The organism is Amycolatopsis sp. ATCC 39116 (genome assembly GCF_000231075.2).
GTDB classification, from domain to species: domain Bacteria; phylum Actinomycetota; class Actinomycetes; order Mycobacteriales; family Pseudonocardiaceae; genus Amycolatopsis_E; species Amycolatopsis_E tucumanensis.
Genome location: NZ_AFWY03000006.1, coordinates 1 through 19,654 on the forward strand (window position 1 = coordinate 1; position 19,654 = coordinate 19,654).

The 19,654-nt window shown below is 72.7% G+C and carries 20 protein-coding genes, 1 pseudogene and 1 riboswitch; of the genes and pseudogenes, 18 read left to right on the forward strand and 3 right to left on the reverse strand.

Translation table 11 applies throughout. The features are described from left to right. From AMY39116_RS46580 to AMY39116_RS47790, 10 genes and pseudogenes are all read left to right on the forward strand, one after another. Nucleotides 1–724, forward strand: a pseudogene (locus tag AMY39116_RS46580) (hypothetical protein); the annotation flags it as partial. 25 nt (nt 725–749) lie between these two features. Further along, nucleotides 750–1,523, forward strand: a complete 774-nt coding sequence (locus tag AMY39116_RS0309025) for a sugar phosphate isomerase/epimerase (protein WP_020417368.1) — start codon at nt 750–752, stop codon at nt 1,521–1,523. A gap of 83 nt (nt 1,524–1,606) precedes the next feature. Further along, nucleotides 1,607–2,533, forward strand: a complete 927-nt coding sequence (locus AMY39116_RS0309030) for a proline dehydrogenase family protein (protein WP_020417369.1) — start codon at nt 1,607–1,609, stop codon at nt 2,531–2,533. Next, nucleotides 2,530–3,354: a thioesterase family protein gene (locus AMY39116_RS0309035; protein WP_020417370.1), complete on the forward strand. Its 825-nt coding sequence runs from the start codon at nt 2,530–2,532 to the stop codon at nt 3,352–3,354. Before AMY39116_RS0309030 ends, AMY39116_RS0309035 begins: the two co-directional genes overlap by 4 nt. Before the next feature lie 324 nt (nt 3,355–3,678). Further along, nucleotides 3,679–4,485 (forward strand): pyrroline-5-carboxylate reductase, encoded by an 807-nt coding sequence (proC, locus tag AMY39116_RS0309040; protein ID WP_020417371.1) that lies wholly within the window; start codon nt 3,679–3,681, stop codon nt 4,483–4,485. A 189-nt stretch (nt 4,486–4,674) separates the two neighbouring features. Beyond that, entirely contained in the window at nt 4,675–4,887 is a 213-nt protein-coding gene (locus AMY39116_RS0309045; protein ID WP_017986393.1) for a helix-turn-helix domain-containing protein, read from the forward strand. Nucleotides 4,888–5,121: 234 nt separating this feature from the next. Continuing rightward, nucleotides 5,122–5,223 carry a 30S ribosomal protein bS22 gene (locus AMY39116_RS45315; protein ID WP_017986394.1) on the forward strand — a complete coding sequence of 34 codons (102 nt, stop codon included), beginning with the start codon at nt 5,122–5,124 and terminating at the stop codon, nt 5,221–5,223. Between the two features lie 191 nt (nt 5,224–5,414). Next, complete coding sequence (locus AMY39116_RS0309055; protein WP_020417372.1) at nt 5,415–6,440, forward strand: NAD-dependent epimerase/dehydratase family protein; 1,026 nt, start codon at nt 5,415–5,417, stop codon at nt 6,438–6,440. Between the two features lie 28 nt (nt 6,441–6,468). After that, nucleotides 6,469–7,458: a lysophospholipid acyltransferase family protein gene (locus AMY39116_RS0309060; RefSeq protein WP_020417373.1), complete on the forward strand. Its 990-nt coding sequence runs from the start codon at nt 6,469–6,471 to the stop codon at nt 7,456–7,458. A gap of 24 nt (nt 7,459–7,482) precedes the next feature. Further along, nucleotides 7,483–7,614, forward strand: coding sequence for a hypothetical protein (locus AMY39116_RS47790; protein WP_020417374.1), 132 nt, complete (start codon nt 7,483–7,485; stop codon nt 7,612–7,614). 247 nt (nt 7,615–7,861) lie between these two features. Here the strand turns inward: AMY39116_RS47790 and AMY39116_RS0309070 are convergent, their stop codons facing one another. Continuing rightward, entirely contained in the window at nt 7,862–8,698 is an 837-nt protein-coding gene (locus AMY39116_RS0309070; protein WP_223843283.1) for an HAD family phosphatase, read from the reverse strand. Between the two features lie 182 nt (nt 8,699–8,880). Here AMY39116_RS0309070 and AMY39116_RS0309075 point away from each other — a divergent pair, with 182 nt between their 5' ends. Beyond that, nucleotides 8,881–10,836, forward strand: a complete 1,956-nt coding sequence (locus AMY39116_RS0309075) for an AarF/ABC1/UbiB kinase family protein (RefSeq protein ID WP_020417375.1) — start codon at nt 8,881–8,883, stop codon at nt 10,834–10,836. 2 nt (nt 10,837–10,838) lie between these two features. Then, nucleotides 10,839–10,901, forward strand: a riboswitch (guanidine-III (ykkC-III) riboswitch). Nucleotides 10,902–10,934: 33 nt separating this feature from the next. After that, a complete protein-coding gene (locus tag AMY39116_RS0309080; protein ID WP_020417376.1) occupies nt 10,935–11,249 on the forward strand; it encodes a multidrug efflux SMR transporter in 315 nt (104 codons plus the stop codon). On the opposite strand, the gene AMY39116_RS0309085 is transcribed toward AMY39116_RS0309080, so the two are convergent. Both AMY39116_RS0309085 and AMY39116_RS0309090 read right to left on the reverse strand, forming a co-directional pair. Further along, nucleotides 11,246–12,244, reverse strand: a complete 999-nt coding sequence (locus AMY39116_RS0309085; RefSeq protein ID WP_020417377.1) for a DUF5667 domain-containing protein — start codon at nt 12,242–12,244, stop codon at nt 11,246–11,248. The genes AMY39116_RS0309080 and AMY39116_RS0309085 overlap by 4 nt on opposite strands. 39 nt (nt 12,245–12,283) lie before the next feature. Then, nucleotides 12,284–12,874, reverse strand: coding sequence for a sigma-70 family RNA polymerase sigma factor (locus AMY39116_RS0309090; RefSeq protein WP_235716097.1), 591 nt, complete (start codon nt 12,872–12,874; stop codon nt 12,284–12,286). A 212-nt stretch (nt 12,875–13,086) separates the two neighbouring features. Here AMY39116_RS0309090 and AMY39116_RS0309095 point away from each other — a divergent pair, with 212 nt between their 5' ends. From AMY39116_RS0309095 to hemC, 6 genes are all read left to right on the forward strand, one after another. After that, entirely contained in the window at nt 13,087–14,580 is a 1,494-nt protein-coding gene (locus AMY39116_RS0309095; protein ID WP_020417379.1) for an AMP-binding protein, read from the forward strand. Nucleotides 14,581–14,587: 7 nt separating this feature from the next. Next, nucleotides 14,588–14,824, forward strand: a complete 237-nt coding sequence (locus tag AMY39116_RS0309100; protein WP_020417380.1) for a glutaredoxin family protein — start codon at nt 14,588–14,590, stop codon at nt 14,822–14,824. Nucleotides 14,825–14,871: 47 nt separating this feature from the next. After that, entirely contained in the window at nt 14,872–16,386 is a 1,515-nt protein-coding gene (locus tag AMY39116_RS0309105; protein WP_020417381.1) for a molybdopterin-dependent oxidoreductase, read from the forward strand. A gap of 165 nt (nt 16,387–16,551) precedes the next feature. Then, on the forward strand, nt 16,552–17,334 hold the full coding sequence (locus AMY39116_RS0309110; protein ID WP_020417382.1) for a redox-sensing transcriptional repressor Rex: 783 nt from the start codon (nt 16,552–16,554) through the stop codon (nt 17,332–17,334). Beyond that, nucleotides 17,335–18,660: a glutamyl-tRNA reductase gene (locus AMY39116_RS0309115; protein WP_020417383.1), complete on the forward strand. Its 1,326-nt coding sequence runs from the start codon at nt 17,335–17,337 to the stop codon at nt 18,658–18,660. Beyond that, nucleotides 18,657–19,613, forward strand: coding sequence for a hydroxymethylbilane synthase (hemC, locus tag AMY39116_RS0309120; protein WP_020417384.1), 957 nt, complete (start codon nt 18,657–18,659; stop codon nt 19,611–19,613). Before AMY39116_RS0309115 ends, hemC begins: the two co-directional genes overlap by 4 nt. The last annotated feature ends 41 nt before the right edge of the window (nt 19,614–19,654 follow it).

Sequence of the window (19,654 nt, forward strand, 5' to 3'; positions counted from 1 at the left end):
CCCGGCGCGGGTCACCCCGCCGCCGGACCCGAGCACGGAGCAGTTCGAGCCGGTCGGCGAGGTCAAGCCGGCCGAGGAGCCCGCCCCGGACGCGCCGCCCGCCGGGCTGTCCGCGCCGCCCGCGGGGCTGCAGCGCTGGCGCCGCGGCCGGGACGAGACCCCGGCGGAGGAGGAGACCGAGGTCGGCCTGATGCCGCCGGTGCGGGACGCGCCGGACCCCGACGAGCCCACCGGGTTCCACGCGCCGTTCGCGCCCGGCCGTCCGCCCCAGGACGACCCCGGCGAGGCGCTCGAGGCCACCGGGTTCCACGACCCGTTCGCCGACGATGACGACGACGTCGACGAGTTCGGCGACTTCGGCCCCGCCGAGGAGGCCGCCGAGCAGCCCTACGACTACGACGACGAGCCCGCGGCGGACGCCGACGAGCCCGCCCGCGCGAAGAAGCGGGAGCCGGAGCCCTCGCCGGCCAAGCAGTGGCTGTCGATGGCCGGCCAGCTGGCCGGTGGCGTGGTCGGCGGCGCGGCCGTGTGGCTGGGCTTCAACTGGCTGTGGGGCCAGATCCCGGCCGCCGCGCTGATCGCCGCGCTGGTCGTGATCGTCGGGCTGGTGTGGATCGTGCGGCGCATCCGCCGCGCGGACGACATCCAGACCACGGTGCTCGCGGTGCTGGTCGGTCTCGTGGTGACCGTCTCGCCCGCGGCGTTGTTGCTCTTGTCGAGGTAGCGCGAGCGTGCCGGTACCGATCGGGATGTCCACCGCGTCGGTCTGGCCGTTGCGGGCCGGCGCCGGTTTCGAGCTGGCCCAGCGGCTGGGTTACGACGGGGTCGAGGTGATGGTCTGGGTCGACCCGCTCAGCCAGGACGTCGGGGCGTTGCGGCGGCTGTCGCGGCAGACCGGGGTGCCGGTGCTGTCCGTGCACTCGCCGTCGCTGCTGATCACGCAGCGGGTCTGGTCGCCGGACCCGGCGGTGCGGCTGCGGCGCAGCGTCGAGGCGGCCATCGAGCTGGATGCGCGCACCGTCGTGGTGCACCCGCCGTTCCGGTGGCAGCGCCGCTACGGCGACATGTTCGCCGACCTGGTGGCCGAGCTGGAGGACGAGACCGGGGTCGAGATCGCGGTCGAGAACATGTTCAAGGTCCGGCCGCCGGGTGGCCGCAAGGATGCCCGGGTGTCCGCGTTCCGGCCGTCGATCGACCCTACGGAAGTCGGGTATCGCCACTACACGCTCGACCTGTCGCACAGCGCCGCGGCGGGGATGGACGCGATGGAGCTGGCCGAGCGGATGGGCCGCGGCCTGACGCACGTGCACCTCGCGGACGGGACGGGTGTCCCGAAGGACGAGCACCTCGTCCCGGGCCGTGGGAACCAGCCGTGCGCGGAGCTGCTGGAGAAGCTGGTCGCGGCGTCGTTCACCGGTCAGGTGGTTCTCGAGGTCAACACGCGGCGCGCGGTGAGCGCCGCGGACCGCGCCCGCGATCTTGCCGAAGCGCTGCTGTTCGCGCGGTTCCACCTGGGCCAGTGAGGCTCGTTACAAGATCAACTTCTCCCGTTCGGGGGCGGCGCGGATCATGGGCTTCCGATAGATGAACACGTAAAGTTTCCGCTGTGAACCCGCTGCGCTCGCTGATCCTCGCCGCCGCCGGAAGCGAGGTGGTCCGCCACCTCGTGGCGACAACCCCGGGAACGTCGGGAGTGGTGGAGCGGTTCGTCGCAGGGAACACGATCGCGGACGCGGTGACGCACGTCGCCCGGCTCGTGGACGACGGCCTGTGGGTGACGCTGGACTACCTCGGCGAGGACGTCACCGAGACCGGGCAGGCGGAGCGGACGGTCCAGACCTACCTGGCGCTGCTGGACCGGCTCTACGCCGAGGGCCTGGCGGCGCGGGTCGAGGTGAGCGTCAAGCTGTCCGCGCTGGGCCTGCGGCTGGACGAGCGGCTCGCGCTGGACAACGCGTACCGGGTGTGCGCGGCGGCCGAGCAGTGCGGCACCACCGTGACGCTCGACATGGAGGATCACACCACGACGGACGCGACGCTGCGCGTGCTGGCCGAGCTGCGCCGCACCTGGCCGTGGGTGGGCGGCGTGCTGCAGGCGTACCTGCGCCGCACCGAGGACGACGTGCGTGCGCTGGCGGTGGCGGACTCGCGGATCCGGTTGTGCAAGGGGGCCTACGCCGAGCCGGAGGAGGTGGCGTTCACGCGGGCGCACGAGGTCGACCTCGGTTATGTCCGTTGTGCGAACTCGCTGCTGGCCGGTGACGGTTACCCCATGTTCGCCACGCACGACCCACGGTTGATCGCCATCCTGGCCGAGCGCGCCCGCTGGTACGGCCGCAAGCAGGGCAGCTACGAGTACCAGATGCTCTACGGGGTCCGCCCCGACGAGCAGAGGCGCCTTGCCGGTGAGGGGGAGACGGTGCGCGTCTACGTGCCGTTCGGGGAGCACTGGTACCCGTACCTGATGCGGCGGCTGGCCGAGCGCCCCGCGAACCTGTCGTTCTTCCTGCGCGCGCTGGTAAGCCGTTCGTGAGCGCGGCAGAGGTTCCGGAGCCCGCGTCCTTCGAGGCCGCGTGCGCGGTCCGGTCGCTGGGCGACGGCACGTTGACGGCCGACCTGCGGCACGAGTGGTCGATCGGCACCCACCCGCACGGGGGATTCCTGATCGCGTTGATGGCCCGCGCGGCGCTGGCGGTGCTGTCCGAACGCGGCGAGCCCTCGACCGATCCGCTGGCCGTGAGCGCCGAGTTCCTCCGGCCGCCCGCGATCGGCCCGGCGCTGCTGCGGACCGACATCCGGAAGGTCGGCCGCCGGGCGACGGTCGTCGCGGTGCGGCTGGAGCAGCGGGGACGCAGCTGCGTCGAAGCGACGGTCACCACCGGGCGGCTGCCGGTGCGCCGGGCGGACTGGGCGGACCTGCCGCAGATGCCGGTCGAGCCGCCGCCGCGGGCGATCCACCTGGCCGGGGAGACGTCGGAGGGCGTGTTCAACCTGGCGAAGGGCTGCGACGTGCGGATCGACCCGGCGACCGCCGGGTACCTGGCAGGCCGCAACGGCGACCCGCGGCTGCGGCTGTGGGTGAAGCCGCGCTACTCGGTGCCGGACACGTACTTCGCGCTGCTCGCGGGCGACATCAACCCGCCGGTGGTGTTCAACCTCGGGCGGATGGGCTGGGCGCCGACGGCCCAGCTGACGGCGCTCGTGCGCGCCCGGCCGGCGCCAGGGTGGCTCCGCGTGCAGGTCGACTGCCGCACGGTGCAGGAGGCGTGGTTCGACTCGGACGCGACGGTCATCGACTCGGCCGGACGGCTGGTCTGCCAGGCGCGGCAGCTGGCCCTGGCACCGGCCCCCTGAGCGGGCTCGCCCGGGAGTCGGCGTCGTGCGCGCTGGGCGGCGCCGTTGCCGTTGCGATGCCTCACCTGAGGGCGAGGGCTGTTCCTCGATGCTGGGCCGGCCTTGCCCTGGGGCCCGCCGCTGCGCCACCCCAGCACGGTTGCCCGGGTGGTCGCGCCGCTCGTGGAGGCGGTCGCGCTCATCCTGGAGCCGGCCCCTGAGCGGGCTCGCCGATGGGCCGGCGTTGTCCGCCCCGGACGGCGGCGGGGTGGTCGCGCCGGCCGGGCCAGGCGTCGTGCTCACCCTGGCACCGGTGGGCCGAGCACGATTTGGCACGCTGGTGCCATGACGGTTATCGCGGTTCTCGGGGCGGGGAAGATCGGTGAGGCGCTGCTGGCCGGCCTGCTGCAGGGCGGTCGCAGTGCCGAGGAGCTGCTGTTCACCGAACGCCACCCGGAACGCGCCGCCGAGCTGACCGAGCGCTACGGCATCGCCGGGGTGGAGGTCGCCGAGGCGGCCAAGCGCGCCGACGTGCTCGTCGTCGCCGTCAAGCCGCAGGACATCGAGCCCGTGCTGGCCGAGCTGGCGCCGCTGGTCGGGCCGGGCTCGCTGGTCGTGTCGCTCTGCGCGGGCCTGCCCACCAGCCTCTACGAGCGTCGGCTGCCGGACGGCGTGCCGGTCGTGCGGGTCATGCCGAACACGCCGATGGTCGTCGGCGAGGCGATGAGCGCCGTGTCGCCCGGCAAGCACGCCACGCCCGGGCACGTCGCGCTGGTCAAGGAGATGCTCGGCACCGTCGGTCAGGTCGTCGAGGTGCCCGAGGCGCAGCAGGACGCCGTCACCGCGCTGTCCGGGTCCGGGCCCGCGTACTTCTTCTTCCTGGTCGAGGCCATGATCGACGCCGGCATCCTGCTCGGCCTGCCCCGCGCGGTGGCGGAGAAGCTGATCATCCAGTCGGCCGTGGGCGCCGCGAAGATGCTCGCCGAGACCGACGAGCACCCGGTGATCCTGCGGGAGGCCGTCACGTCCCCCGCGGGCACCACGATCAACGCGATCCGCGAACTGGAGAAGCACGGCGTGCGGGCCGCGCTGCTGGCGGCCATCGAGGCGGCCAGGGACCGGTCCGTCGAACTCGGCAAAGCCCACGAATAAACCCGCGCGCACCGCGTCTGACTAGGCCGAACGGGCTCCGCCGAGTGGGCTCTTTCGCGGGAAAGTACCGGCCGGGCGTCGCATTGGCCCCAGGTGTCCCGCTACCCTCAAGGGTGAAGCACGTGCGTGTCGGTACCGCCCGGTGGGGAAGCCGAGCGGCACGGCACGTGTCGAAGGGCACGGTGACGTATGCCGTCGAACAACAAGGACGTGCCCGCCGTCGGGCAGGTCCAGTTCCTGACGGTCGCCGAGGTGGCCTCGCTGATGCGGGTCTCCAAGATGACCGTCTACCGGCTCGTGCACTCGGGCGAGCTACCGGCCGTTCGCGTCGGCAAGTCGTTCCGGGTGCCCGAGAAGGCAGTCCACGAATACCTGGAGAGTGCCTACTTCGATGTGGGCTGAACAGTGGTGTGGAAGCAGCTTGCGTGGCGCTGCGGGTAGAGCAACCCGCTGCGATGCAAGTTGCGAGCGTGGTGCGAGCGGCTCCGCCGCTTCAAACACGCACTAGGCCGGGGGCCCGCGCTGGTGCGCGGGCCCGCCCGGTAACCTTAAAGGCCGCTCGTGCCTGTAGCGCTTCAACTCTTTGGACGTTGCGCTGGGCAGCGTGTGAAGCAGACGAAACGTGAAGGAGCACCTGTGGGCTCGGTGATCAAGAAGCGCCGCAAGCGCATGTCCAAGAAGAAGCACCGCAAGCTGCTGCGCCGGACGCGGATGCAGCGCCGCAAGCAGGGCAAGTAAATCCTGCGCGAACGCCTCTTCACGCGGCCCGTCCAGATCCTGGGCGGGCCGTGCGCTTTTTCCGGCGATCAGTGACCAAAGTCCCTGACCTGGGTTAATAGCGTGTTAGGCCTCCTGACTCCGGCCCGGGTCCGGGGTAGCATCGGCCACTGCCGCGAACACCACATCCCACACCCTTGTCAGGGGGTTTCATGGCGTCCAACGTCGTGCTGGTCACCGGGGTCGGCGGCGAACTCGGAGGCAGGCTGCTGGTACGGCTTGGCAACAACCCGGACCTGGAGCGGGTCATCGGCGTCGACACCGCGCCACCGCCCCGCAAGGTCCTGCAGCGCCTCGGCCACGCCGAGTTCGTCCGGGCCGACATCCGCAACCCGCTGATCGCCAAGGTCATCGACTCCGCGGGCGTCGACACGGTCGTGCACTGCTCGACCACCGTGCACCCGGCAGGCCCGGCCCGCCGCACGGCGATCAAGGAAGTCAACGTCATCGGCACGATGCGCCTGCTCGCCGCCTGCCAGCGCGCGCCCCGGGTGCGCAAGCTCGTCGTGAAGTCCACCGCCGCCGTCTACGGCGCCGGGCCCCGCTCTCCGGCCGTCTTCACCGAGGACTCCGAGCTGATCCCGACCTCGTCCAGCGGCTACGCCAAGGACGCCGTCGAGATGGAGGGCTACGTGCGCGGCCTGGCCCGCCGCAGGCCCGACCTCACCATCACCACCACGCGCTTCACCAACGTCATCGGGCCGGACGTCGACACCGTGCTGGCCCGCTACTTCGCGCTCCCGGTCGTGCCGACCGTGCTCGGCTACGACGCGCGCCTGCAGTTGCTCCATTCGTCGGACGCGCTGGCGATCCTGGAAAAAGCGACCCTGGAAGACAAACCGGGCGTGTTCAACGCCGGCGGCGACGGGGTACTCACACTGTCTCAAGCGATCCGGCGCGCGGGCCGGGTCGAGCTGCCGGTGCCGCGAACCATGGTGGGCACGGTGGCCAAGATGCTGCGTGGCGCGAGGGTCGACTTCTCGCCGGACCAGGTGCGCTTGCTGAACTACGGGCGGGTCGTCGACACGACGCGGCTGACCGACGTGTTCGGTTACCGGCCGCGGTGGTCCACCGAGGCGGCCTTCGACGACTACGTCACCGGGCGCGGTCTGCGGCCCGTGCTGGACGGTGAGCAGCTGGCCGGAGCGGCCGGCAAGGTGCTGGCGGCAGTCCGATGACCGAAGAGAGGAAAGCGGGGCAAGAGAAGTGACGACCAGCGCGCAAGCCCAGGTCATCCCCCTGCACGCACCCGGACGAGAGAAGCCGGCGGACGTCGAGGCGCGCGCCGGGGAAACCCCCGCCGACGCGCCCGTCGTGGCGTTCCCGACGAGGAGCGCGCCGGAGGAGCCGCCCGCACCGGAACCGGACGCGCTGAGCAGGTTCCTCGGGTTCCTGCGGCACCGGCTGACCGGCGACTACGAAGTCGACGAGTTCGGGTTCGACCCGGAGCTGACCGACAACCTGCTGCTGCCGCCGTTGCGGCTGCTGTACGAGAAGTACTTCCGGGTGACCACCCACGGCTCGGAGAACCTGCCCGCAGACGGCGGCGCGCTCATCGTGTGCAACCACTCCGGCACGGTGCCGCTGGACGCGGTGATGACGGCGGTCGCCGTGCACGACGAGACGCCGGGGCACCGGCACCTGCGCATGCTCGGCGCGGACCTGGTGTTCCAGACGCCGCTGCTCGGGGCGCTGGCCCGCAAGACCGGGCAGACGCTGGCGTGCACGGCCGACGCCGAGCGGCTGCTGTGCTCGGGCGAGCTGGTCGGGGTGTGGCCGGAGGGTTACAAGGGCATCGGCAAGCCGTTCTCGGCGCGGTACCGGTTGCAGCGGTTCGGGCGCGGCGGGTTCGTGTCGGCGGCGCTGCGGACGCGGGTGCCGATCATCCCGTGCTCGATCGTCGGGGCGGAGGAGATCTACCCGAAGATCGGCGACCTGAAGCCGCTGGCGCGGTTGCTCGGGCTGCCGTACTTCCCGGTGACGCCGTTCTTCCCGCTGCTCGGGCCGCTGGGCGCGATCCCGCTGCCGACGAAGTGGCACATCGAGTTCGGGGAGCCCATCCGGACCGACGGTTTCGCCGAGGAGGACCTCGACGACCCGATGCTGGTGTTCTCGCTGACCGACCAGGTGCGCGAGTCCATCCAGACGACGCTGTACCGGAGGCTGGCGCACCGGCGGAGCGCGTTCAAGGACTGAGCGGCTCCGTGCCATCCTGGTGGCATGGGGTTGATCAAGCGGATCGGGTACACGGTGGGCCGGGTGGTGGGCACCGTGCTGAAGGTGGCGAACCTGGTCACCGGCATCCCAGCCGGTGAGTCGACGCGGAACCGGCGACCGCAACGGCGGCCGTAGGTTCGCCGCGCCCGGTTGGGGCGTGCGGCGTCAGCGGCCGCCCGCCTGCGCGGCCGTTTTTCACTTCGGGGGCCGACACGCTGCCCGGAGCGGCCAACACGCCACCCGGGGATGGCCAACACGCCCCAGCAGGGAACGACTCGCCGCCGGGAACCGCCCATCCGGTGCCGGAGGGGCCAACTCGGTGTCCGGGGCGGCAAACACGGCGCGGGGCGGAGGTGCCGCGGGGGTCGCGCGGGGGCTGGGGTCAGCGGCGGCGGTAGGCCATTCCGGCCGCCACCGCGCCGGCCAGTGCGCCCGCCCCCAGCACCGACGGCACCCCGATCTTCGCGGCCTTCCGGCCGGTCCGGAAGTCGCGGATTTCCCAGCCGCGGGCGCGTGCCACCTCGCGCAGGCCGGCGTCCGGGTTGACCGCCACCGCCGTGCCGCACACGGACAGCATCGGGATGTCGTTCGACGAGTCCGAGTACGCCGTGCAGCGCCGCAGGTTCAGGCCCTCCCGCGCGGCCAGCGCCCGCACCGCGTGCGCCTTCGCCCGGCCGTGCAGCAGGTCCCCGACCAACCGCCCGGTGTAGACGCCGTCCACGTGCTCCGCGACCGTGCCCAGCGCGCCGGTCAGCCCGAGCCGCCGGGAGATGATCGCCGCCAGTTCGACCGGCGTCGCCGTCACCAGCCACACCCGCTGGCCCGCGTTGAGGTGCATCTCGGCCAGCGCGCGCGTGCCCGACCAGATCTTGTCGGCCATCAGCTCGTCGTAGATCTCTTCGCCGACCTGGTTCATCTCGGCGACCGTCTTGCCCGCGACGAACGACAACGCCTGCTCACGGCTGGACTGCACGCCGCTGTGCGACTCGCGCCCGCCGACCCGGAACTTGATCTGCTGCCACGCGAACCCGGCCAGATCGGAGGTCGTGAAGTACTTGCGCGCGGCGAGACCGCGGGCGAAGTGGAAGATCGACGCGCCCATCATCATCGTGTTGTCGACGTCGAAGAACGCGGCCGCGGTCAGGTCCGGCGGGGCGGGCGGCACGTCGAGCTGGGACTCCATGGCCACGGCGGCGTCGGCCGACGCCTCGCCGGCCATCTCGGCGAGCCGCTCGCGTTCCGGGCCGTCACCCCTGCTGCGCCACACGCACACCGCCTCCTGCGCTCGTCCCTGGGGTCAGCGTAGCGAGCACGTCACGGATCCGGATCAGGCGATCCCTCCGCGCCTGGCGCCGATGTGCTTCGATTCGGGGCAGTGACTGCGACCCCGGGGGAATCGTCATGTCGACCGTGCTGCTGGGGCTGCTCAGCGTGCCCGTCTACGTCCTGATGCTGTGGCCGCTCGTGGTCGCTTCGCGCCGCGTGCTCGGGGTGCGGATCGGGGCGTTGCGGGCGTTGCTCGGCGCGGCCGCCGGGTGGGCCGTCGCCGGGGGCCTCGCCGTCCGGATCGCGCCCCTCACCCGCGACTCCGACCCCGTCTACCTGGGCTTCCTCATCCCACTCGCGGGGTGCGCGTTCCTGGCGACGCTGATCTTTCTGTTCCTCGCCGAGATGGCGGTCCCCAGCGGCGGCGGGCTCGGGCTGCTCGGCCGCCTCCGGGCGCTGCGCGCGCGGTTCGCCCGGACCCGCCGGTACTCGCAGATCATGCGGATCGCGGTGAAGCACGGCATCGGGCCGTACCTGACCGGCCGTCGCGTCACCGACTCCGGCAGGCACGCCACCCTGGCGCGCTCGCTGCGGCGCGCGCTGGAGGACGGCGGCGCGACGTTCGTCAAGCTCGGCCAGGTCCTGTCGACGCGGCCGGACGTGCTGCCGCAGGTGTTCGTCGACGAGCTGAGCCTGCTGCAGGACCGCGTCGCGCCCGCCCCGTTCGCCGACATCGAGCGCGAGCTGGAGGCCGAGCTGGGCCGCCCGACCGCCGAGGTGTTCGCCGAGTTCGACCCCGAACCGCTCGGCGCCGCGTCGATCGCGCAGGTGTACCGGGCCCGGCTGCACAGCGGCGAGGACGTGGTCGTCAAGGTGCGGCGGCCGGGCATCGACCGGATCGTGGAGCGCGACCTGGACATCGTCTTCCGCGTCGCGCGCTCGTTGCAGCTGCGCGCGGCCTGGGCCCGGTCGCTGGGCGTCCTCGACCTCGCCGAGGGGTTCCGCGCCGCGCTCACCGAGGAGCTGGACTTCCGGGTCGAGGCCCGCAACCTCACCGCGGTCGCCGCCGCGGAGAACGGCACGGGGCTCGCGCTGCCCGCCGTGCACGCCAAGCTGTCCGGCGAACGCGTGCTGGTCATGCGGCGGCTGGACGGCGTGCCGGTGCGGGAGGGCATCGGCGACGTCCCGGCCGAGCGGCGCGCGGTGCTGGCCCGCGGCCTGCTCGACTCGCTGCTGCGGCAGGTCCTGCTGCACGGCGTCTTCCACGCCGACCCGCACCCGGGCAACGTCCTGCTGCTCGCCGACGGCAACCTCGGCCTCCTCGACTTCGGTTCGGTGGGCCGGCTCGACTCGTCACTGCGCGGCGGGCTGGCGAACCTGTTCGCCGCCGTCGACCGCGGCGATCCGGAGGGGCTGCGGGACGGGCTCTTGGAGATCGTGGACCGGCCGGACGAGATCGACGAGCAGCGCCTGGAGCGGGCGCTGGGCGCGCTGATGGCCAAGCACCTGTCGCACGGGCGATCGCCGGACGTGGACATGTTCACCGACCTGTTCCGGATCATCGCCGAGTTCCGGCTGTCGATCCCGCCCGCCATCGCGGCGGTGTTCCGCGCGCTGGCGACGGTGGAGGGCACGCTCGGGCTGCTGTCGCCCGGGTTCGACATCCTCGGCGAGTCCCGGAAGTTCGCCGGGTCCCTGGTGGGGGAGCGGCTGCAGCCGGGGTCCCTGCGCGGCGCGGCGACCGACGAGCTGCTCGCGCTGCTGCCGGTGCTGCGACGGCTGCCCCGCCGCGTGGACCGGCTGACGTCGGCGCTGGAGCAGGGCCGGCTGACCGTGAACGTCCGCACCTTCGCCGACGAACGGGACCGCGCGGTGGTCTTCGGCATGCTGCACGAGGTGCTGCTGGCCCTGACCGGCGCCGCGACCGGCCTGATGGCGGTGCTGCTGCTCGCGAGCACCGGCGGGCCGCGAGTGCTGCCGGAGCTGACGCTGAACCAGCTGTTCGGCTACAACCTGCTGGTGGTCAGCGCGCTGCTGGGGCTGCGGCTGCTGTTCGTGGTGTTCCGCGCCCAGCGACGCGGGCCGGGGTAACGTCGGCGGCGGTGGCGCGCCACCCCGGACGAGACGTCGTACCCGGCAGGACAAGACGACGTGGGAGGACGTCGGCTTTCGTTCGGAGGTTTCTCGTCGTGGCGTGGATCGTGCTCATCGTGTCCGGGATCCTGGAAACCGTCTGGGCCGCGGCGCTGAACGCGGCGCGCGGCTTCACCAGGGTGGGGCCCAGTGTGTTGTTCGTCGTCGCGCTGGTCGCCAGCATGGCCGGGCTCTCCTACGCGATGCGGTCGATCCCCATCGGCACCGGGTACGCCGTGTGGGTGGGCATCGGCGCGATCGGCACCGCCGTCTACGGCATGGTCGCGCTGGGCGAACCGGCCACCGCGGCCCGGCTGGTGTGTCTCGGGCTGATCGTGGCCGGGGTCGTGGGGTTGAAGGTCCTGCACTAGCCGATGCCGAGCCCCGGCAGGCCGGGGATCAGCGGCGGGATCGAGATCAGCGGCGGTGGCGTCGTGGTCGTCGGGGTGGGGAGCCGGGTGCTGGTCGGCGCGCTGATCGGCGGCGGCAGGACCGTCGGCGTCCATCCGCTGCTCGACGGGGGCACCGGGCCGGTCGCGGTGGGCACGACCGGGGCGCTGCTGCCCGGCGCGGTGGGCGTCGTGGCGATCTCCACCGGCGGCGGGGACACCGTGCTCACCGGCGGCAGCGGCGCGCCCGACGGGATCCCGAGCAGCGCGTCCGGCGGCACGGCGCACTCGCCGGTGGCCGGGACCGCGCCGAGGTCGTCCGCCTCGCCGGTGGTGATGCGGTAGCAGGACAGCCGCCCGGCCAGCGCCGCCGCCCGCGCGTCGATGCGGTTGAGCAGCGTTCCGGCCTGCGTGAACCCGTTGCGGGCGCCGTCCGGCACGTCGAGGGCGGCGAGCTTGCCCGCCTGCTCGCTCGCCCACGTCCGCAGCTGGTCCAGCCGGGCCGTGTCGCCCTGCACACCGAGCACCGTGAGCTGCGCCGTCCCGGCCGTCGCCTCCGCGGCGAATGCCGACAACGTTGTCAGAAAAGCGCCGGTGTCCGCCGACGGCATCGCGGCGAGTTCGTCCAGCCGGTTCGACGCGAACTGCAGGTGCTTGGACCCGCGCGCGGCTTCGTCGAAGGTGAGCTGCAGCTCGGCGTCCTCGCTCGCCAGCTTCATGCCGTAGAGCGGGTCACCGGGCAGCGAGCCGCGGGAGAGCAGCAGGCCGACCCCGCCGACGAAGACGATCAGCGCGGCCGCGCCGGCGAGGACGGTCGCCAGCGCGCGGCGCCGCCTGCTGGGTTCCGCATCCAGCTTCCGCGAGATCTCGGCGCGGATCCGCGCCTTGGTGTCGTCGTCCGGTTCGACGGCGCGACCGAGCCCGCGGAGACCGGAGATGACTTCCAGCTCGCGCGCCGTCCACCGGTGCTCGTCCACACCTGCTGCAACGACGCAAACCGTCCGGTTGTTACGCGTTCAGCGCCACCCGTCCGGGAGGAGCTGGGCGAGCTTGCGCACCGCGCGGTGCTGCAACGCCTTGATGGCGCCCTCGTTGCGCTTCATGATCTGCGCTGTTTCGGCCAGCGACAGGCCCTGGATGAACCGCAGGACGATGCATTCCCGCTGGTCCTCGCCCAGCCCGGCGATCGCGGACAACAGCGCGTCGCGCGTCGCGCTGGTGACCGCCTGCTGCTCCGGGCCCGGTTCCGCGCCCGAGGGCGCGGCGAACGGCGCGGATCCCGAGTCGGCCACCTCGTCGGTCACCACCTCGAGCTTGTACCGGCTGGACTTGAGGTGGTCGAGCACGATGTTGCGGGCGATGGTGACGAACCAGGCACCCACGTCGCGGCCCTGGTAGCTGACCGACGAGATGCGCCGCAGCGCCCGCAGGAACGTCTCGCTCGTGATGTCCTCGGCGAGCTCGCGGTCGCTGAGGCGGAAGTACACGTAGCGGTACACGACGTCGACGTACTGGTCGTAGAGCGCGCCGAAGGCGGCGGTGTCACCCTGCTGGGCAGCGCGGACCAGGGCCCACGGCCCCGCCTGCTCGTCCGGCACCTCGTGCACGCGGGTGACCGTGCCGACGTGCAGACCCGCTGGGCGGGCGGCAAGCCAGTTCGTCACGGCGACTCCTTCGTCCGACCCGAGTGATCATCACCACTACGACGCGAGAAGCAGCATACGGGTAGTTACCCGGAAGTAGGTAGTGGCGGGGGTCTCGGAAGAGCGACGATCGCCGAGCTTCCCCATGACGGGTGAGCTGGTGCCACACTGACCCCATGAAAACCGGCAACATCGCCGACCTGCTCACCGGCGCCGCGGAGCAGTGGCCGGACGCCGTCGCGGTGATCGACACCGCCGCCGGCGTCAGCCTGACCTGGTCGCAGCTGGACGCGGCCGCCGGTGGGCTCGCGCAACGCCTCGCGGACCGGGGCGTCGGTGCCGGCGACCGGGTCGCGCTGCGGCTGCCCACCTCGGCGGACTTCGCCGTCACCCTCTTCGGCGTCACCCGGTGCGGTGCGATCGCGGTGCCGGTCTCGCCGCTGGCCCCGCGCCCCGAGCTGGACACCGTGCTCGCCCACAGCGGCGCGCGCCTGGTGATCAGCCGGAACCCCGACGACGGGACGGACGACGCGCCGGTGCTGCGGCCGGAAATCGGTCCCGGTGCGAATTTCCCCGTCCGCGGCGGCGGTGAGGACATCGCCGTGCTGTCCTACACCTCGGGCACCACCGGGCCGCCGCGCGGCGTGATGCTGTCGCACCGCGCGCTGCTGGCCAACCTCGAACAGCTGGGCCGGATCGACCCGGCGCCGGTCGGGCACCCGGACCGGGTGCTGATCGCCATCCCGCTGTTCCACGTCTACGGCCTCGGCCCCGGCCTGCTGCTGAGCACCGCGGTGGGCGCGACGGCGGTGCTGGCCGAGCGGTTCGACGCGCGGCAGGCGCTGCAGGCGTGCGTGGACCACCGCGTCACCGTGATCGGCGGGGTCCCCGCGATGTACGCCGAGCTGGCCCAGCTGGAGCCGGACGAGCTGGCCGCAGGCCTCGGCACGGTCCGCCTGCTCACCTCGGGCGCGGCGCCGCTGCACCCGAAGGTCCTCGCCGCGATCCGGGAGAAGACCGGGCTGGGCGTCTTCGAGGGCTACGGGCTCACCGAGACCGCGCCGGTGGTGACGTCGACGCTGGTCACCGGCTACCCGAAGCCCGGCTCGACGGGCCGGCCGCTGCCCGGCGTCGAGGTCCGGCTGGTCGGGCCGGACGGCTCCGGCGAGCCGGTGCCGCTCGACCCGGACGACCCGGAGGACGTGTTCGAGGAGGACGGCGACGGCACCGGCCTGGTCGCGATCCGCGGCGCCAACCTGTTCTCCGGCTACTGGCCGGACGGGGCGCACGGGCCGGACGCGGACGGCTGGTTCCGCACCGGCGACGTCGGGTTCCTGGACAGCGACGGCGACCTGCACCTGGTGGACCGCGCCAACGACCTGATCATCGTGAACGGCTTCAACGTGTACCCGCACGAGGTCGAAGAGGTCATCGCCGGTCTGCCGGGGGTCGCCGAGGCGGCCGTGGTGGGGGTGCTCGACGAGCGCAGCGGCGAGGCGGTCAAGGCGGTCGTGGTGCCCGCGCCCGGTGCGTCGCTGTCCGAGCAGCAGGTCGTCGAGCACTGCGCGGAGCGGCTGGCCGGGTACAAGGTGCCGCACACGGTCGAGTTCGCCGAGCGGCTGCCGCATTCGGCGACCGGGAAGCTGCGCCGGGTCCAGCTGCGGGGATGATTTCCCCATGGCCCACGAAGTGACCGTGATGACCCGCCAGGGCTGCTCGTCGTGCGTCCAGGCGGAGCGGGACGTCGAGCGGATCTGCGCCGAGCTGGGCGTGCCGTGGCGCGCCGAGGACGTCGACAGCGACCCGGAGTGGCAGGCCGAGTACGGCGACCGGGTGCCGGTGATCCTGGTCGACGGCGCCGAGCACGGCTACTGGAAGGTCGAGGAGGACCGGCTCCGGGCCGCGCTGGCGTAAGCGATCGGTAACCCCTCGGGGGTGCCCCGCCGGGCCAGACTGGTGGCGTGAGCACGAACCTCGAGTCGCCGCGGCTGTCCGCGCCCGTCGCCGGGCTGATCGGCGTGATCGCCCTGGTCGCCGCGCTCGGGGCCGGGCACCTGGTGGCCGGGTTCGTCGGCGCGGGCGCGTCGCCGTTCTTCGCCGTCGGCAACGCGGCCATCGACCTGACCCCGGGCTGGCTCAAGGACTTCGCGGTGCGGGCGTTCGGCACCGCGGACAAGGCCGTGCTGCTGACCGGTATGGCCGTCGTCGCGCTGGTGCTCGCGGTGGCCGCCGGGCTGGCCTCCCGCCGCCGGGCCGCGCCCGGGCTGGTGTTCGTGGCCGTGGTCGGCGTGCTCGGCGGAGCCGCCGTGTTCACCCGTCCCGACCTGGGGCAGATCGCGTTGCTGGCGCCGGTGGTCAGCCTGGTCGCCGGGCTCGCGGTGTTCGCGTGGCTGCACCGCACCGCGCTCGACGGGCAGTACTCGTCGGCCGCGCGGCGGAACTTCCTGATCGCCGTGGCGGGCGCCGGCGTGGCCGGGATCGCCGGGCAGCTGGTCGGCACGAGCAAGGACGCCGAAGGGTCCCGGGCGGCGGTCGGCCCGCTGGTCCCCGCGCGGACCGCGCCACCGGTCCCGGCCGGCGCGGACTTCGCGAAGTTCGGCACGCCGGCGTTCCTCACGCCCAACGCGGACTTCTACCGCATCGACACCGCGCTCGTGGTGCCCCAGGTGCGCACCGAGGACTGGTCGCTGCGGGTCCACGGCATGGTCGACCGCGAGATCACCTACTCCTGGTCCGACATCCGGAACCGGCCGCTGGTCGAGCGGATCGTGACCCTGTGCTGCGTGTCCAACCCGGTCGGCGGGCCCTACATCTCGACCGCGCGGTTCATCGGCGTCGACCTCGCCGAGCTGCTGGCCGAGGCCGGTGTCCGGCCGGGCGCCGAGCAGGTGTTCTCCACCAGCGCGGACGGCTGGACCGCGGGCACGCCGGTGGCCGCGATGGCCGATCCGTCCGTCGGCGCGATGCTCGCGATCGGCATGAACGGCGAGCCGCTGCCCATCGAGCACGGCTTCCCGGCGCGGCTGGTCGTGCCCGGGCTCTACGGCTACGTCTCGGCGACGAAGTGGGTCACCGACCTGGAACTCACCACCTGGGACGCGCGCACGCCGTACTGGCTGCAGCGCGGCTGGGCGCGGCAGGCGCCGGTGAAGACCGAGTCGCGGATCGACGCGCCGCGCGGCCCGGTCGCCGCCGGGCAGGTGCGGATCGCCGGGATCGCGTGGGCGCAGCACACCGGGATCGACCGGGTCGAGGTGAGCGTGGACGACGGCCCGTGGGCGACGGCGGAGCTGTCCACCGAGGTGACGGTGGACGCCTGGCGCATGTGGTGGGTGGACGTGCCGGTCGCGCGGGGTAGCCATGCCGTGCGGGTGCGGGCGACCGACCACAGCGGCTACACGCAGACCGATCAGCTCGCCGACGTCGTCCCGGACGGCGCCACCGGCTGGCACACGATCACCTTCACCGCGCGCTAGATGTGCTTTCGGTCATGCCGTTGACCAGCCACTTTGTGCCTGCGTTCACAAGTGGCTACCGTATTGCCGGTACCCCTCACGGCGGCCGTGCATCAAACCCGACTTCGCGGCCCGGGTCAAGAGGGATTTCGAAGCTCATCGAGGGCGTGGAACGAGGAGGCCGGCGTGGTGTCACAGCGTGGCCGGCGAAACGGTTCGGCCGTCGCCCGGAAGCTGTCCACCCCGGACGCCGACAACGCCCCCACCGCGGAGATGCCCGCGGTCACCGAGAACGGCGCCGAGGAGGCCAGGGTCCGCGCGATCCCGGAGGCCGCCGTCGCCCGTCTCGCCGTGTACCTGCGCGTCCTGTCCGCCATGTCCGAGCAGGGCGCGACCACCGTGGCCAGCGAGGAGCTCGCCACCGCCGCCGGCGTGAACTCCGCCAAGCTGCGCAAGGACCTGTCCTACCTCGGCTCGTACGGCACCCGCGGCGTCGGCTACGAGGTCGCGGTGCTGGTGGCCCAGCTCGAGCGCATATTGGGACTCACGCGACAGCACAAGGTCGCCGTCGTCGGAATCGGTAACCTCGGTCATGCGTTGGCCAATTACGGAGGCTTTCCCGGCCGGGGGTTCCCGGTCGAGGCGCTGTTCGACATCGACCCCGACCTGATCGGCGTTCCGGTCGGCGGGATCCCGGTGTCGCACCTCAACGACATCCCCGAGGTGTGCTCGGAGCGGGGGATCTCGATCGGCGTCATCGCGACGCCGCCGCCCGCGGCCCAGACGGTCGCCGACCGGCTGGTGCAGGGCGGGGTGCAGTGCATCCTGAACTTCGCGCCGGTGGTCCTCCAGGTGCCCGACCATGTCGAGGTGCGCAAGGTCGACCTGGCCGTGGAGCTGCAGATCCTGTCGTTCCACGTCGCCCGGCGAGCGGAGAACGTGGGTGGTAACGGAATGGTGGTGCGCTAAGTGAGTGTCCTGGCCGTCGGGCTGTCGTACCGCACTGCCGATCTCCGGACGCTGGAGAAGGTCGCGGTGCCCGCGACCGAGCTGGAGAAGGTGCTGCACGAGCTCCAGCAGTCGCCGCACGTGAACGAGGTCATGCTCGTCTCGACGTGCAACCGCATCGAGGTCTACTCGGTGGTCGAGGCGTTCCACGGTGGTCTGGCCGACATCTCCGAGGTGCTCGCGCGCCAGGCCGGCTGCGACGCCGCCGACCTCTACGACAACTTCTACGTGCACTACGCGGGCGCCGCCGTCGAGCACATCTTCTCCGTGGCCTCCGGCCTGGACTCGATGGTCGTCGGCGAGACCCAGATCCTCGGCCAGGTGCGCAACTACTACGCCGCCGCGCGCGAGGCCGGCACCGTCGGCCGCACCCTGCACGAGCTGATCCAGACCACGCTGCGCGTCGGCAAGCGCGTGCACACCGAGACCGGTCTGGACCACCTCGGCGCGTCCGTGGTGTCCGAGGCCCTCGGCGAGGCGCCCGACCTGGCGGGCAAGCACGCGGTGATCGTCGGCGCCGGCTCGATGGGCGCGCTGTCCGCGAGCCAGCTGCGCAAGAGCGGCATCGGCCGCATCACGGTCGTCAACCGCACCCTGGCCAACGCCGAGCGGCTCGCGGCCAACGTGACCGAGCAGGGCGTGCCCGCCGTGGCCGCGGGCATGGACGAGCTGACCGCCCGCCTCGCCGACGCCGACGTCGTGGTCGCCTGCACCGGCGCGCAGGACGTCGTCATCACGCCCGCGCACCTGGCCGGCCGCGGCGAGCGCCCGGTGGTGGTGTGCGACCTCGGCCTGCCACGGGACGTCCACCCCGACGTGGACAGCCTGCCCGGCGTCCGCCTCGTCGACCTGGAGACCGTCCGGAAGCGGATGGACTCGCTGGGCTCGGCGGGCAGCGCCAAGCAGATCGCCAAGGCCAACGGCATCGTGCTGGACGAGGTGCGCGAGTACCTCGCCGCCCAGCGCAGCGCCGCGGTCACCCCGACCGTCACCGCGCTGCGCAAGCGGGCCGCCGAGGTCGTCGACGCCGAGATGCTGCGGCTGGACAACCGGCTGCCCGGCCTCGACGCCGAGGTCCGCGACGAGTTCAACCGGACCGTGCGCCGGGTCGTGGACAAGCTGCTGCACGCGCCGACGGTGCGTGTGAAGCAGCTCGCCGCGGAAACCCAGGGCACGGACTACGCCAACGCGCTGCGGGAGCTGTTCGAGCTCGACCCGGCATCGCCTGCCGTCGTGTCGAGCCCGACCACCGAGCGCCTGCCCAGGACAGACGGTGAAAGCAAGTGACGAGGACCATTCGGATCGGGACGCGGGGCAGTGCCCTCGCCCTGACCCAGACCGGCACGGTCGCCGACGCGCTGCGCAAGGCGGGCCTGGAGGTCGAGATCGTCAAGGTCTCGACGCCCGGTGACCGCTCCAGCGCGCCGATCGCGGAGATCGGTGTCGGCGTGTTCACCTCCGCGCTGCGCGAGGCCCTGCTGAACAAGCAGGTCGACGTCGCGGTGCACTCGTACAAGGACCTGCCGACGGCGCCCGAGCGCGGCATCGTGCTGGCCGCCGTGCCGCCGCGGGAGGACCCGCGTGACGCGCTGATCGCCCGCGACGGGCTGACGCTGGGCGAGCTGCCCCCCGGCGCCCGCATCGGCACCGGTTCGCCGCGCCGCACGGCGCAGCTGCGCGCGCTCGGCCTCGGCTTCGAGGTCGTGCCCATCCGGGGCAACATCGACACCCGGCTGAACAAGGTCTTCGACGGCGAGCTGGACGCCGTCGTGCTCGCCCGCGCCGGCCTGGTCCGCCTCGGCAGGGCCGACGTGATCACCGAGACCCTGGACCCGATCCAGATGCTGCCCGCGCCCGCACAGGGCGCGCTGGCGGTGGAGTGCCGCGTCGACGACGTGGACATCGAACACCTTCTTCGGTCCATTGTGGACGACGAAGCGACACGGGCCGCGGTGACGGCGGAGCGGGCCATGCTGGCCGCGCTCGAAGCCGGCTGCAGCGCGCCCGTCGGCGCACTCGCCGAGGTGGTGGAGGATCTCGACGCGGACGGCTCGGTCATCGAGAACGTGTCGCTGCGCGGGGTCGCCGCCGCCGGCCTCGACGACGAGGGTGTGCAGCTGCTGCGCGCCTCGGCGGTCGCCGGCAAGAGCGAAGCGGAGCAACTCGGCCGCGACCTGGCCGCGGAGCTGCTCGACCTCGGAGCCGGCGCGCTGTCCGGCCCGGGCCGCGAATCACGGTGAAACAGTTCCTCGAACGGTTCGGCGCGCTCGCGCCGACTCAT

Coding starts and splice junctions, on each gene's coding strand:
- proC (WP_020417371.1), top strand. CDS start 3,679: ATGACGGTTATCGCGGTTCTCGGGGCGGGGAAGATCGGTGAGGCGCTG.
- AMY39116_RS0309055 (WP_020417372.1), top strand. CDS start 5,415: ATGGCGTCCAACGTCGTGCTGGTCACCGGGGTCGGCGGCGAACTCGGA.
- AMY39116_RS47790 (WP_020417374.1), top strand. CDS start 7,483: ATGGGGTTGATCAAGCGGATCGGGTACACGGTGGGCCGGGTGGTGGGC.
- AMY39116_RS0309100 (WP_020417380.1), top strand. CDS start 14,588: ATGGCCCACGAAGTGACCGTGATGACCCGCCAGGGCTGCTCGTCGTGC.
- AMY39116_RS0309075 (WP_020417375.1), top strand. CDS start 8,881: ATGTCGACCGTGCTGCTGGGGCTGCTCAGCGTGCCCGTCTACGTCCTG.
- AMY39116_RS0309095 (WP_020417379.1), top strand. CDS start 13,087: ATGAAAACCGGCAACATCGCCGACCTGCTCACCGGCGCCGCGGAGCAG.
- AMY39116_RS0309070 (WP_223843283.1), bottom strand. CDS start 8,698: ATGGCCGGCGAGGCGTCGGCCGACGCCGCCGTGGCCATGGAGTCCCAG.
- AMY39116_RS0309025 (WP_020417368.1), top strand. CDS start 750: ATGTCCACCGCGTCGGTCTGGCCGTTGCGGGCCGGCGCCGGTTTCGAG.
- AMY39116_RS0309045 (WP_017986393.1), top strand. CDS start 4,675: ATGCCGTCGAACAACAAGGACGTGCCCGCCGTCGGGCAGGTCCAGTTC.